This window comes from Micromonospora globbae, assembly GCF_036184225.1.
GTDB lineage: Bacteria > Actinomycetota > Actinomycetes > Mycobacteriales > Micromonosporaceae > Micromonospora > Micromonospora globbae.
Genome location: NZ_CP108084.1, coordinates 5164914 through 5177738, shown reverse-complemented (window position 1 = coordinate 5177738; position 12825 = coordinate 5164914). Strand labels below are relative to the sequence as shown.

Here is a 12825-nt window from a genome sequence, read left to right as displayed (position 1 = left end):
GGGTACGGGTCGGGCATGCGGATCGTGGTGGTCGGGGCGAGCGGCAACGCCGGGACGGCCCTGTTGCGCCGGCTGCGCCGGGAGCGGGGCGTGGAACTGGCCGGGGTGGCCCGCCGGCTGCCCGGCCCGGACGCGGGCGAGCCGTACGACCAGGTGGAGTGGCACTCGTGCGACGTCGGCCTGCCGGGCGCGGCCGACCAGTTGGCGGAGGTGTTCGCCGGCGCCGGCGCGGTGGTGCACCTGGCCTGGCAGATCCAGCCCAGCCACGACCAGCGGGTGCTGCACCGGACCAACGTCGGCGGCAGCCGCGCGGTGATCGACGCGGTGGTCCGGGCCAAGGTGCCGGCCCTGGTGTACGCGTCGTCGGTCGGTGTCTACGCGGCCGGCCCGAAGAACCACCCGGTGAGCGAGCGCTGGCCGGCCACGGGGGTGCCCGCGTCGTCGTACAGCCGGGACAAGGCCGAGGTGGAGGCGATGCTCGACGAGGTCGAGCGCGAGCACCCGGACCTGCGTGTCGTACGCATGCGGCCCGGCCTGAACTTCCAGCGCGACGCGGCCACGGAGATCAGCCGCTACTTCCTGGGGCCGTTCGCGCCGGTCCGGCTGCTGCGGTACGGCCGGATCCCGCTGGTGCCGGCCAACCGCCGGCTGCGGATGCAGGCGGTGCACACCGACGATGTCGCCGAGGCGTACGCCCGGGCGGTTCTGGGTGACGCCCGCGGCGCCTTCAACCTGGCCGCGGACCCGGTGCTGACCCCGGAACTGGTGGCCCGGCACTTCCACGGCTGGACGGTGCCGGTCGGGGCCCCGCTGCTGCGGATGGCCGCGAGGCTGACGTGGTACGCGCGGTTGCAGCCGGTCGACGCCGGCTGGGTGGAGCTGGCGCTGAACGTGCCGCTGATGTCCAGCGAGCGGGCGGAGGCGGAGCTGGGCTGGCGGCCGCGCGTCGACGCGGTCTCCGCTCTGAAGGAACTCCTCGCCGGCATGGCCGAGCGCGCCCACACGGCCAGCCCGCCGATGTCCGGGGCACGGGACCTGCCGGGCCGCCTCGCCGCCGTCCTCCGGGGCCACCCCGCCGGCCACACCAACCCCTACTGACGAACCCGCCGCGTCCCCGCCCTGGCCGATCCGCCCCCGGGCTGGTTGATCATGAGGTTAGCGGGCGTCGTCCTCGGCGTGTCGGCTCGCTAACCTCATGATCACCGGACCGAGGCCGGGCCGGGCCGGGGCGGACCCGGGTCGGCCGGGGGGTCAGCTCAGGTGGGAGCCGGGGGTCGACGGGTTGCGGGCGCCCAGGAAGAAGATGCCCGGGTAGCCGCTCGTCTCGAACTGGCCGCTGCGGTTGCGGCGCAGGGTGGAGTCCTCGATCGTCATGGTGCCGGTACGGTCGTTGCTCACGAAGAAGATCGCGCCGCCGCCCTCGTTGGCCCGGTTGTCCCGGATCACCGTGCCGGCGATCCGTACGGTGAACCGGTCGCCGTCGCAGTAGATCGCCCCGCCACTGCCGCCGCCCGGCGTGCCGGCCTTCGCCGGGTTGGCGCCCCTGCCGACCGCCTGGTTGCCGGTGAAGACGCTGTTCAGCACGGTCCACGACACGCCGATGCTGCTCAGCGCGCCGCCGTTGGCGCAGGTGCCGTTCTCGAAGGTGCTGTTCACGACGTACACCGGCCGGTTCTCGTACTGGCTGAGCACCCGCAGCGCGGCGCCACCCAGGTCCGGGCCCGTACGGTCGCAGCGGTTGCCGACGAAACGCGTGTTGACCACCTTCACCCGCCCGCCCCGGACGAAGATCGCCCCACCGCCGCCACCCTCGGTCGTGTCGCCCGTGGAGTTGCCGTCGGCGAAGGTGATGTTCTGGACGGTGAGCTGCGGGTGGTCCTGGTTCTGGCAGTGCGAGGTGGTCCAGCCCTGCTTGGCGTCGCACGTGTTCATGTAGAGGATGCGGCGCTTCCCCTGCCCGCTCAGGGTGACCCTGCCGCCGCCGTCGAGCACCACCCTCGGGCCGTTGGCGTTGCGTACCTTCGCCGTGGCGGCCATCCGGATCGTCACCGGGTCCGGTCCGCAGTCGAACGTGATGATCCCGCCGGCCGCGACCGCCTTCACGACGGCCGCCGAGGTGCAGCTCGCCGGGGTGCCGGTGCCGACGGTCCGGGTCGGCTTCGACGTGTCCACCGCCCGCGCCTCGGCGGGCACCGGCGCGTCGCCGTCCGGGTTGCCGACCCGGAACACCGCCGGCCGCCGGGACGGTGACGGGCTCACTCCGGGGCCACCGAGGCCCGTCCGGGCCGCCGGCGTCGCCTGCTGGGCGGTGGACGGCGACGCTCCCGGGGAGGTCGTGGCGGGTGCGGCGGCTGGCGTGGCGGGTCCGCCCGTGCCGCAGGCGGCCAGGGCGACGAGGCCGGCGGTCAGCAGGACGACGACGGGCGTGGCGCGCACCCACCGATGCTAGAAGGCGGTCGGGCCGCCGGAGGGGTCATGCCGGGCCGGCTTAACCCGCTGCTAAGCCGATCGCGACCGGATCGATGCCCGGCGGGCGGGCGGCTCGCCGCGCCGCCGGGGTCGCCCGGCAGGGACAGGCCGAACAGCGGCGACCGGGGCCGGCGGGGAAGCGGCGCCATGCGCCGCCGGCCCTCAGGCGATCGAGAGGGCGTACGCGGCCAGGAACCCGGCCACCGTGATGAGCCCGACGAGCAGGTGCGCGTTCTCGAACGCCTCGGGGACCATCGTGTCGGTGACCATCGCGAGGATCGCCCCGGCGGCGAGCGCGGTGATCGCGGCCAGCAGCGCGGGTGACGCGCCGCCGAGCAGGACCCGTCCGGCCAGCGCCGCCACGCCCCCGAGCAGCGCGATCCCGGTCCAGAGCAGGAACACGAAACGCCGGCTGCGGCCGGCCCGTCGCATCCCGGCCGCGCTGGACAGGCCCTCCGGCACGTTGCTGAGGAACACCGCGGCCACCGTGACGAGACTGACCGTGTTGCCGGTGAGCAGGCTCGCGCCGATGACCACCGATTCGGGCACGCCGTCGAGCACGGCGCCCACGGCGATCGCGGACCCGGAACCGGGCCGGTCCTTCTCGGTGGGCTGCCGGCCCGAGCGTTTGCGGTGCCGGGCGCCGTGCCGGGCCAGCGCCACGTTGGCCAGCGTGTAGGCGACGGCGCCGCCCGCCGCTCCGATCGCGGTCGGGAACGTCCCACCCCGCTCGTGCGCCTTGCCGATCAGCTCGAACGCCGCGGCGGAGAGCAGCACGCCGGCGCCGAACGCCATGATCGAGGCGTTCACCCACTGCGGCACCCGGACGTACCAGCCGGTCACCGCCCCGAGCAGCAGCGCCGATCCGGCCAGCAGCCCCCAGCCCCCCGCCTGCAACCACTCCGGCACGTTCCCGACCTACCCGTCCCTCGTGTGGGGGCAAACCGATGCTGGGCCGCCGGTGTCAGAAGTCGGCGAAGAGGTACGGCAGCTGGCGCGGGAAGATGCGGCGCAGTTCGGCGGCGGCGTCGGCCGGCACCTCCCCGTACCCGCGTAGCTGCACCTCCACCGGGTCGAGCACCCCGTACGCGAGGGCGGAGAGCCCGGCGGCCGTGAGCGTGGCGGTCGGCGCCGTCGAGGCGGCGGCCGTCCCGTCGCGCAGCTCCAGGGCTCCCGTCGTGCCGTCGAGCAGGTGCGTCCCCGCCAGCCAGCGGTCCCCGGTCAGCTCGACCCGTACGCGGCCCGGCCCGGCGGGCAGCCCGGCCAGCGCGTCCATCGTGAGGAGCCGGGCCATCGGCGCCGACGAGTCCGGCCGGGATATCCGCGCCTCGACGTGCACGGCGAGGTCGGTGAGCCACAGTTCGGGCAGCTCGTCGGCGGGTATGCGGACGCTGACGCGCTCCACCTGGTCGACGTGCCGGGCGAAGAACTGCAACAGCAGCGCCCGGGCGTGCGGGTCGGTGGCGAGCAGGTCGTCGGCGGCCAGCTCGCCGCCGTGGTTGTCGATCCGGTACGTCACCGCGCCGATCACCGCGCCGTCGAGCCGGGCGGTGAGCAGCCAGTGTTCGTCGCGGTCGCGCACGTCCACGTCCCGGTAGTCGGGGAAGACGGCGAACCCGTGCCGCTCGCGGAGGCAGCGCTCGGTGAACGCGCGCCACACCGGGTAGCCGGCGCCGATCCGCTCCCAACCCACCTCGCCGGGCAGGTCGGCGCGCAGCAGAGGGTGCAGGTCGGCCGGCGAGAAGGTGGCCGTACGCGGCTTCGGCAGCCCGACGTAGCCGAACCGCTCGTAGAAGCTGGGCCGGAACGGATAGAGCGCCGTGAGGGCGTGCCCCTCGTCGCGCATCTCGTCGAGGAGCTGGTGGATCAGCGCCCGGACGTGCCCCCGGCGGCGGGCGAGCGGGTGCGTGGCCACCCCGGCGACGCCCGCCATCGGGAGCACGGCGCCCCGCAGGTTCTGCCGCATCGGGATGGCCGACGCGGCGGCCAGCGTCTCGCCGTCCTCCTCGACGATGAGCGTCCGGTTGCCCTCGTTGTAGGGCAGGTAGCGCCGGAACTCCTCGGCCCGGCGCGGGCTGCGCGGCGACGCCTCGAAGGCGTACGCGCCGAGCACGAAACTGGTGGTGAGGCGTTCCTCGGAACTGACGCGACGGATGACCACGGTCACGCCACCACGGTGACGTCGGAGACCACCACGGTCACGTTGTCCGGCGCGCCGGCCTGGTGGGCGAGCTTCACGAGCTGCTCCCCGCAGAGCTGCCGGTCGCCGTACGCGCCGAGGGTCACGGCGATCGCCTCGTCGTCGACGTAGTCGGAGAGGCCGTCGCTGCACAGCAGCAGCCGGTCGCCGGCCTGGACGGTGAGCGTGCCGATGGCGGGCGGGCTGTCGGCCCCCTGCACCGCCCGCGTCACGAGGGAGCGCTGCGGGTGCTGCCGCGCCTGCTCGGGGGAGAGCGCACCCTGGTCGACCAGCGCCTGCACGAACGTGTCGTCCCGGGTGAGCTGCGTCAGCTTGGTGTCGCGCAGCAGGTAGCACCGCGAGTCACCGACCTGGGCCAGCACGAGCGTGTCGCCGGCGAGCAGGGCGGCGGTCAGCGTCGTACCCATGCCCTCGCGGGCCGGGTCGACGGTGATGGCGGCGTGGATGCGCTGGTTGGCGGTGCTCACCACGGCGCGCAGCGCCTCCGCGGCGGCCTCCGGATCGGTCGGTGGGGTCAGCTCGTCCAGGATCCGGATGACGATCTCGCTCGCCACCTCCCCCGCGGGCAGCCCTCCCATGCCGTCGGCGACGGCAACCAGCCGCTCACCGGCGAGGGCGGAGTCCTCGTTGTTGGTCCGGACCAGACCGATGTCGTTGAGGATGGCCGAGCGGAGGATCAGCGTCATGCGCCTAGCTTGCCAAGAACACCCCACCCGCGTCTCTACGCACTACTGCGTAGGGTTGGGGAATGATGCCGGTGTCCATGGTCGGGCGCGCCGGTGAGCTGGCCGAGCTCGACCGGGCGTGGTCGGCCGTGGTCGCCGGCCGGGGACGGACGCCGGCCGTCGCGGTGGTCAGCGGCGGGGCAGGGGTCGGCAAGAGTCTCCTGGTCTCCGCCGCCCTGGACGTGTTCACCCCACGCCCGGCCGTGGTGCTCTCCGGCGCCGCGCGCGTGCACAGCCCGGCCCCCTACGACTGGCTGGCGGCCGTCCTCAGCGGGCGCGACACGAGCCGCCTCGACCTGCCGTCCGACGCGCTGGCCTGGTTGGCCCAGCACCCGGAGGCACCCCGCGAACGGTACGCACCGGGCGCGCTGCTGCGCCTCGCCGTCCGGACCGTCCGCCTGCTGGTCGGCGACGGACCGGCCGTGGTCGTCGTGGAGGACCTGCACGCGCTCGACCCGGCGAGCCTCAACCTGATCGGGGAACTGGCCACCGCCCCGGACCTGCCGGCCCTGCTGGTGGTGGCCACCCGGCCCGCCGAGGAGGCGGTGACACCGGACCTCGCGCTCCGCGCCCTGTCCCGGCTCTGCGGCGTACGCGGCGTCGTGCGCCAGCACCTCGGGCCGCTGCGCCCCGGCGACGTCGCCGAGGTGCTGACCCAGGTGTACGCGGGCACGCGCCCGTCCGGTCGCCTGGTCACCAGCCTCTGGCGGCGTACCGGGGGCAACCCGTTCGCGCTGACCGAGCTGCTCGCCGCGCACGCCGGCCAGCCGTTGGAGGCGCTGCTCCGGCCGGCTCCGTCGCCCCGGACGGCGGCGGTGCCCCGCCCGGCGGGCGGCCGTCGCCGGACACCGCCGCGCGCCGCGGACCCGTCCGGGCCGGACGGCGCGGAACTGACCGGCCGGGAGATAGAGGTGCTGGGCTGCCTCGTGGCCGGGATGTCGAACAAGCAGGTCGCGAAGGCGCTCGGCATCTCGGTGCGGACGGTCACCGTGCACGTGTCGAACCTGCTGCGCAAGACGGGGGCGGCGTCCCGGACGGAGGTCGCCCTCTGGGCCGTCCGGCACCGGCTCCCGGTGACGGCGCCCGTCGACGGCTGAGCCGCTGCCGGTGGCCCGGTCGGGCCGGTCGAGCCGGTCGGGCCGGTCGGGCCGGTCGGCGCCGGGCGAGGCACGCCGCCGCAGGGCCGGTCAGCGGCGCGGTCGGTCAGCGGCGCGGTCGGTCAGCGGCGCGGGTAGCGCAGCAGCAGGCTCGCGTCGACCTCCTCGTCGCCCACGGCCGCGTAGCTGTGCGGCACGTCCGAGGTGAAACGCAGGTATCCGCCCGCCGCGGCGGTCGACGGCGCGTCCGCCGGGCCGGCGCGCAGCACCCCGGCGAAGACCGTGACGTGCTCGGTGACGCCGGGCTGGTGGGCGGGGGAGAGCTGCCCGGCGCCGGGGGCGACCCGCATCCGGTACAGCTCGTACGTCGCGTCGGCGTCGGTGAACACCTCGAGCAGGGTGGCGTGGACCGCCGCGCCGTGCACGGTCGGCGTCGTGGCCGGCTCGGCGAGCACCGCCGTCAGCGGTACGCCCAGCTGCGCCGTCACGGCGTAGAGCGTCTCCAGGGTGGGGTTGCGGGTGCCGTTCTCCAGGCCGGAGAGGGTCGCCTTGCCGACACCGGCGAGCCGCGCCAGGGCGGAGAGCGAGATCCCCCGCTCCTCGCGGAGGCTGCGGACCCGCGCGCCGATCACGGCCGGGTCGGCGTCGAGGGCACGGCGGCCTGGTGACGGCTGGGGCATGCCGCTATGGTGCTACACGCGATCGTTCCGTAAACGGAACGCGGGGGAAGGGTGGGCGAGTGGGACGCATCCAACCGGTGCTGGCCGGCGTGGTGACCGCGCTGGTCGGCTTCGCCAGCTCGTTCACCGTCGTGCTCGCCGGTCTGCGGGCCGCCGGGGCGGACGCCGGGCAGGCCGCCTCGGGGCTGCTGGCGCTCTGCGTGGCGTCCGGGCTCGCCGCCGCCTGGCTCGGTCTGCGGTACCGGCTGCCGATGAGCGTCGCCTGGTCGACCCCGGGCGCGGCGCTGCTGGTGGCGACCGGTCCGGTGCCCGGAGGCTGGCCGGCGGCCGTCGGCGCGTTCCTCGTCTCCGGTCTGCTGATCGTGGCGGCGGGGCTGGTGCCGCCGCTCGGCCGGGCGGTGGCGGCCATCCCGAAGCCGGTGGCCGGCGCGATGCTCGCCGGGGTGCTGCTGCCGCTCTGCACCGCACCGGTACGCGCCCTGGTCGAGGTGCCCTGGCTGGCCGGCCCGGTCGTCGTGGCCTGGCTGGTGCTGCACCGGTTCGCCCGTCCCTGGGCCGTGCCGGGCGCGCTCGTGGTGGCCGTCGCGGCGATCGCGTCGACCTCGACCGGCGCCGGCCTCGACGGGGTCGGGCTGCGTCCGGTGTTCGAGTTCACCCCGCCGGCCTGGAACGTCCCGGTCCTCATCGGACTCGCCCTGCCGCTGTTCCTCGTCACGATGGCGGCCCAGAACGTGCCCGGGATGGCGGTGCTGGTCGGCTACGGCTACCGGCCGCCGTTCACCGCCGCCCTGCGGGCCACCGGTGTGGCCGGGCTGCTGGCCGCCCCGGCCGGCGGACACGCCGTGAACCTCGCCGCGATCACCGCGGCACTGGCGGCCGGGCCGGACGCCCACCCGGACCCGGACCGCCGGTGGATCGCCTCGGTGACCGCCGGGGCCGGGCTCGCCCTGCTCGGGCTGGGCGCCGGGGTGGCCACCGCGCTGGTGGCGGTCGCGCCGCCGGTGCTGATCGAGGCGGTCGCCGGGCTCGCGCTGATCGGCGCGCTGGCCACGGCGCTGACCTCGGCCGTGAGCGAGCCGGACGGGCGCGAGGCCGCCGTGGTGACCTTCGTGGTCACCGCCTCCGGCGTGACCCTGCTCGGCGTGGGCGGCGCCTTCTGGGGGCTGGTCGCCGGCTGCCTGATGCTGCTGCTCTTCCGCCGCCGCCGACCCGCGCCGGAACCTGCCTCCGAGCCGGCCCCGGAGCCGGCCGCCGAGTCGGAGTTGGCCCCGGAGCGGTCCGTGGGGTCGGAGCGGGCCGCGGAGTCGAAGCCGGACGCCGGGCCGTCCGCGCGGCCGCCGGTGTCGACCCGCTACTGATCCCGAGCTGACCCGCCAGCTGCCCGAGGCCCTGTGACGGGGGTCGGATCGCGGTGACCGCCGTCCATGCCTGGTCTGGCCGGTCGCGCTCGTCGTGCCGCGAGGGGCGTGGCAGGCACGGACGGGTGGACGGGCGCCGAAGTGGTCAGTTCGTGGCACCGCCCTGCCGGGGCGCTGTCGAGCTGCCCCATATCTGGGGCGTGCTGGATAAGGGCGAGCTGCTCCATATCTGGGGCGTGCTGGATAAGAGATGGTGCTCTCCCTGCGCTGCCGCTGCTGGATGAGAGATGGTGCTCTCCCTGCGCTGCCGCTGCTGGCTGAGGGATGGTGCTCTCCCTGCGCTGCCGCTGCTGGATGAGAGATGGTGCTCTCCCTGCGCTGCCGCTGCTGGATGAGAGATGGTGCTCTCCCTGCGCTGCCGCGTGCTGTTCAACCGCCCCGCTGCGGGTGGCCGCCCGCCGTGCCCCATATCCGGGGCAGCTCGACAGCCCCCTGACGACACTGTCGGCCCCCGCTGTCGACGCGGGGGCCGACCCCGGAAACGGACGGGCGGAGGAAGCCGGTACTCACTCCTCGGCGGGGAGGTCGCCGACCGGTACCTCCAACCGGACCCGGCCGTCGTCCACGGCGGCGACCCAGTCGGCCGGCACGTAGACCGCTCCGGTGGCGGCGAGTTCGGTGGTGACCTTCAGGTAGCCGCCGTGCAGGAGGCGGGCCGCCAGGTCGGCCGGTACGTCCGGCTCCTCGACGGCCGTCGACTCGATCAGCTCGTCCAGGCTGCTGCCCGGGTCGGCGCTCGGGGCCTGCACGGTCACCGCGTTCGGGTCGCCCCGCTGGACGAGATCCACCGTGCCGACCTCGATGCCGTCGGCGTCGATCACCGGCATGCCCGTGGTGATCCGGGAGATGGTCTGCTGGTCGCCCTGCTGCCTCATTCCGTCGCGGTTCCCGGGGCGGTGCGCCGCTAAACGCTGGGCGGTCTCCAGCCGCTCGGCGGGCGGGGCGACAGCTCCCGCCAGGTGTCCGGCCCTTCGAGCAACGCCCGGACCGTCTCCTCGGCCTCGTCGGCACTGTCGTACTCGTAGAAACGGGAGACCCCCTCCGCGCCGCCGGCCCGCTGCTCGACGTGCCACCGGTCGCCGTCGACACGGAGGAAGACGTCCCGCCGTGCCAGCCGCCCCCATTTCCCGTTCCACCAGTGCTTCCGCTGCTCCATGCGCGGACTCTATCGAACACACGTACGAGAATGTGCGGCCCCTGCGGGATTCCCGCAGGGGTCGGTGTGCCGGTGCCGGATTCAGCGCCCGGTGGGCGGTTCGTTCCGGCCGAGCACGTCGTCGAGGGCGCCGCGCTGCTGCGCCGGCGTGCGGTGACCCGCCGCCACGAGCGCGTCCCGGATCTCGGTGAGCAGCTTGATCTCCTCGCTCGGGGCGGAGGGCGGCGGCTCCTCGCCCCGGCGCCGCCGCTCGGCGAGCTTGTTCATCGGGAAGACCACGAGGAAGTACAGCGCCGCCGCGGTGAGCAGAAAGGTGATCACCGCGTTGACGAAGGCGATCCAGTCGAACTCGATGCCCCGGAACTTCGGGGCGGTGCCGGAGAGGCCCTTGTCACTGCCGGTGACGACCAGCACGATGACCCGGATCAGCGGGTCGAGGAACGACTTGGTGAGCTGGGTGACCACGCCCGTGAACGCGGCGCCGATGACGACACCGACCGCCAGGTCGACGACGTTCCCGCGCATGATGAAGTCTTTGAAGCCCTTGAGCATCCGCACTCCCGTGCTGTCCGGTTTCTCGATCCGGGACAACCTATGCCCTGGGCGTCGGCTCCAGAAAAGACCCGGCCTCGCGGGCCGCCCACTCCGGGTCGCCGGCGCGGATGGCCGCCACCAGCCGTGAGTGGTCCACGTAGCGCTCCGGTGTCAGCGACTCACTCATCGCCTGGGTGAGGCTGCTGCGCAGCGCGGTGCCGACCGAGGCGTACAGCTCGGCCAGCATGGCGTTGTGCGCGGCGGCCACCACCGCCGTGTGCAGGGCGGCGTCGGCCTCCACGAACTCGTCGACCCGGCCGCCGTGCCAGGCCGCCTCGCGGGCGGCGAGCGCGCCGTCGAGGGCCGCCAGGTCCTCGGGCGTACGCCGCAGCGCCGCGAGCCGGGCCGCCTCCACCTCGAAGGCCCGGCGTACCTCGATCACCTCGGCCGTCCGGTGGTCGCCGACCCGGCGGGCCACCACGGGGGCCAGCTCGTCGGTCGACACCACGTACGTCCCAGAGCCCTGCCGGCACTCCAGGACGCCCGCGTGCTGGAGCGCCCGGACCGCCTCGCGGACCGTGTTCCGTCCGACCCCCAGCGCCGCCACCAGTTGCGGCTCGGTCGGGATGCGCCCGCCCACCGGCCACTCGCCGGCGAGGATCCGCTCCCGGAGCTGGGCGATCGTCTGGCGTACGCGGTGGCCGCGCGGCGGCACCGACGGGGAATCGACCGAGGGTGGCACTGGTTACATCACCGGCCCGAAATTCATCCCATGATTGTAGGTTCAACAGCATGACACCGCCGCCCCCACCCGCGTCCGCCGGCTCCTCCGTCGCCGCCGAGGCGCCCCCCGTGCCGGGCGCGGTGGCGTCGGGCACGGGACGCAGGGCGCACCCCGCGACCGGTGGCGCGCTGGTGCTCGCCGGCATGCTGCTCGTCGCCGTCAACCTGCGCGCCGCCGTGACGAGCCTCGGGGCCCTGCTCGACGAGGTGCGCGACGGGCTGGGCCTCACCGGCACGATGGCGGGCATCGCCACGACCCTGCCGACCATCGCGTTCGCCGGTCTCGGGGCGCTCACCCCGTGGTTGGTCCGCCGGGTGGCGCCGGCCCGGGTGCTGGTGGTCGGGATGGCGGCCCTCGTCGTCGGCCAGGTGCTCCGGGCGGTCACCGACTCGGCGCTGGTCTTCCTGCTCACCAGCGCGCTGGCGCTCGCCGGCATCGCGGTCGCCAACATCCTGCTGCCGATGCTGGTCAAGCAGCACTTCCCGCACCGCACCGGGCTCGTCACCGGGGCGTACACCATGACGTTGACCGCGGGCACGACGGTGGCCGCGGCCTCCGCGGTGCCGATCGCGCACGCGTTCGGTTCCTGGCGCGCCGGCCTGGGCGTCTGGGCCGGGCTGGCGGCGCTGGCCGTACTCCCGTGGGTGCCGCTGGCGCTGCGCGCCCGGTCGGTCCCGCGGCGGACGACCGCGACGGCCGTGTCCCGGATCCGGCCGGCCCGGACCCGGCTCGGCTGGGCGATGGCGGTCTACTTCGGCGCGCAGTCGCTCAGCGGGTACGCGATCATGGGCTGGCTGGCCCAGCTCTTCCGGGACGCGGGTTTCCAGCCGGAGCAGGCCGGGCTGCTGCTGGCCGGGGTGACCGCGCTCGGCGTGCCCATCGCGCTGCTGATGCCGACCGTGGCCGGCCGCCTGCGGACGCTGCACCCGCTGGTGTTCGGGCTCACGGCGGCGTCGACCGTGTCGTACGTCGGGCTGGCGGTGGCGCCGCACGACGCCGCGCTGCTCTGGGTGGGCCTGCTGGCGCTCGGCCAGGGGGCGTTCCCGCTGATCCTGACCGCCATCGGGCTGCGCGCCCGGACCGCGGACGGGACGGTGGCGCTCTCCGCGTTCGCGCAGAGCACCGGCTACCTCATCGCGGCGCTGGGTCCGCTGCTGGTGGGCGTGCTCTACGAGCGGACCGGTGGGTGGACCGCGCCCATCGGCCTGCTGCTGGTCGCGCTCGCGGTGCAGACCGGCGCGGGCATGGTGATCGCCCGTCCCCGGCACATCGAGGACGAGGCGTGAGAGCGGACGCTCAGGAGGAGGCCGGCGTCGGGTCGCCCGCGACGGCCTGCTCGACCGTCGGGTACGTCTGGAGCACCTCGACGAGGCCACTGACCTCGAGGATGCGCAGCACCCCGCGTTGCGGCGCGGCCAGCCGGACCACACCGCCCGCCTCGTCGCAGCTGTTCTTGGCCCGTACGAACACCGACAGCCCGGTCGAGTCGCAGAAGGAGACCTCCGCGAGGTCGAAGACCAGGCGGTTGCGGCCCTTGTCGAGCAGGTCGGTGATCTGGTCCTGCAGCTGGGGTGCGGTCGCCATGTCCAGCTCGCCCGCGACCGACACGACGACCACGTCGCCGCGCTGTTCCGTGTGCACCGTCAAGGACATTCGCCAGACCTCCTGTTATCGGTGGAACGGTATCCCACGAATCGGGTCGTACGCAGAACGGGAGCACCCGTCGCGTGGCCGCCGTCATTCCGTTGCCCTCCAGCAACTA

General features: G+C 74.7%; 14 protein-coding genes. 4 read left to right on the top strand and 10 right to left on the bottom strand.

Annotation, left to right across the window (positions count from 1 at the left end; translation table 11 throughout):
* Positions 1 to 15: 15 nt before the first annotated feature.
* The gene (locus OG994_RS23345; RefSeq protein WP_328850978.1) at positions 16 to 1098 is read left to right on the top strand and encodes an NAD-dependent epimerase/dehydratase family protein; all 1083 of its coding nucleotides are present in this window, start codon (positions 16 to 18) and stop codon (positions 1096 to 1098) included.
* A gap of 153 nt (positions 1099 to 1251) precedes the next feature.
* On the opposite strand, the gene OG994_RS23340 is transcribed toward OG994_RS23345, so the two are convergent.
* The 4 genes from OG994_RS23340 to OG994_RS23325 all read right to left on the bottom strand — a co-directional run bounded on the left by OG994_RS23340 (position 1252) and on the right by OG994_RS23325 (position 5355).
* Positions 1252 to 2436: a hypothetical protein gene (locus OG994_RS23340; protein ID WP_328850977.1), complete on the bottom strand. Its 1185-nt coding sequence runs from the start codon at positions 2434 to 2436 to the stop codon at positions 1252 to 1254.
* A gap of 195 nt (positions 2437 to 2631) precedes the next feature.
* Entirely contained in the window at positions 2632 to 3378 is a 747-nt protein-coding gene (locus tag OG994_RS23335; protein WP_328850976.1) for a ZIP family metal transporter, read from the bottom strand.
* Positions 3379 to 3433: 55 nt separating this feature from the next.
* Positions 3434 to 4630 (bottom strand): GNAT family N-acetyltransferase, encoded by a 1197-nt coding sequence (locus OG994_RS23330; RefSeq protein ID WP_328853772.1) that lies wholly within the window; start codon positions 4628 to 4630, stop codon positions 3434 to 3436.
* A 2-nt stretch (positions 4631 to 4632) separates the two neighbouring features.
* A complete protein-coding gene (locus OG994_RS23325) occupies positions 4633 to 5355 on the bottom strand; it encodes a PP2C family protein-serine/threonine phosphatase (protein ID WP_328850975.1) in 723 nt (240 codons plus the stop codon).
* 62 nt (positions 5356 to 5417) lie between these two features.
* Here OG994_RS23325 and OG994_RS23320 point away from each other — a divergent pair, with 62 nt between their 5' ends.
* Complete coding sequence (locus tag OG994_RS23320; protein WP_328850974.1) at positions 5418 to 6491, top strand: response regulator transcription factor; 1074 nt, start codon at positions 5418 to 5420, stop codon at positions 6489 to 6491.
* A gap of 122 nt (positions 6492 to 6613) precedes the next feature.
* Here OG994_RS23320 and OG994_RS23315 read toward each other — a convergent pair whose 3' ends face one another.
* Positions 6614 to 7171 (bottom strand): helix-turn-helix domain-containing protein, encoded by a 558-nt coding sequence (locus tag OG994_RS23315; protein ID WP_120328040.1) that lies wholly within the window; start codon positions 7169 to 7171, stop codon positions 6614 to 6616.
* 59 nt (positions 7172 to 7230) lie between these two features.
* On the opposite strand from OG994_RS23315, the gene OG994_RS23310 reads away from it, so the two are divergent.
* On the top strand, positions 7231 to 8529 hold the full coding sequence (locus OG994_RS23310) for a benzoate/H(+) symporter BenE family transporter (RefSeq protein WP_328850973.1): 1299 nt from the start codon (positions 7231 to 7233) through the stop codon (positions 8527 to 8529).
* 566 nt (positions 8530 to 9095) lie between these two features.
* On the opposite strand, the gene OG994_RS23305 is transcribed toward OG994_RS23310, so the two are convergent.
* From OG994_RS23305 to OG994_RS23290, 4 genes are all read right to left on the bottom strand, one after another.
* Entirely contained in the window at positions 9096 to 9464 is a 369-nt protein-coding gene (locus OG994_RS23305; protein ID WP_328850972.1) for a hypothetical protein, read from the bottom strand.
* Positions 9465 to 9493: 29 nt separating this feature from the next.
* A complete protein-coding gene (locus OG994_RS23300; RefSeq protein ID WP_328850971.1) occupies positions 9494 to 9745 on the bottom strand; it encodes a hypothetical protein in 252 nt (83 codons plus the stop codon).
* An 81-nt stretch (positions 9746 to 9826) separates the two neighbouring features.
* Positions 9827 to 10297, bottom strand: a complete 471-nt coding sequence (mscL, locus tag OG994_RS23295; RefSeq protein WP_328850970.1) for a large conductance mechanosensitive channel protein MscL — start codon at positions 10295 to 10297, stop codon at positions 9827 to 9829.
* A 40-nt stretch (positions 10298 to 10337) separates the two neighbouring features.
* Positions 10338 to 11021 (bottom strand): FadR/GntR family transcriptional regulator, encoded by a 684-nt coding sequence (locus tag OG994_RS23290; RefSeq protein WP_120328036.1) that lies wholly within the window; start codon positions 11019 to 11021, stop codon positions 10338 to 10340.
* Between the two features lie 50 nt (positions 11022 to 11071).
* On the opposite strand from OG994_RS23290, the gene OG994_RS23285 reads away from it, so the two are divergent.
* On the top strand, positions 11072 to 12349 hold the full coding sequence (locus OG994_RS23285; protein WP_120328035.1) for a CynX/NimT family MFS transporter: 1278 nt from the start codon (positions 11072 to 11074) through the stop codon (positions 12347 to 12349).
* 10 nt (positions 12350 to 12359) lie between these two features.
* Here the strand turns inward: OG994_RS23285 and OG994_RS23280 are convergent, their stop codons facing one another.
* Positions 12360 to 12716 (bottom strand): STAS domain-containing protein, encoded by a 357-nt coding sequence (locus tag OG994_RS23280; protein ID WP_120328034.1) that lies wholly within the window; start codon positions 12714 to 12716, stop codon positions 12360 to 12362.
* Positions 12717 to 12825: the final 109 nt, after the last annotated feature.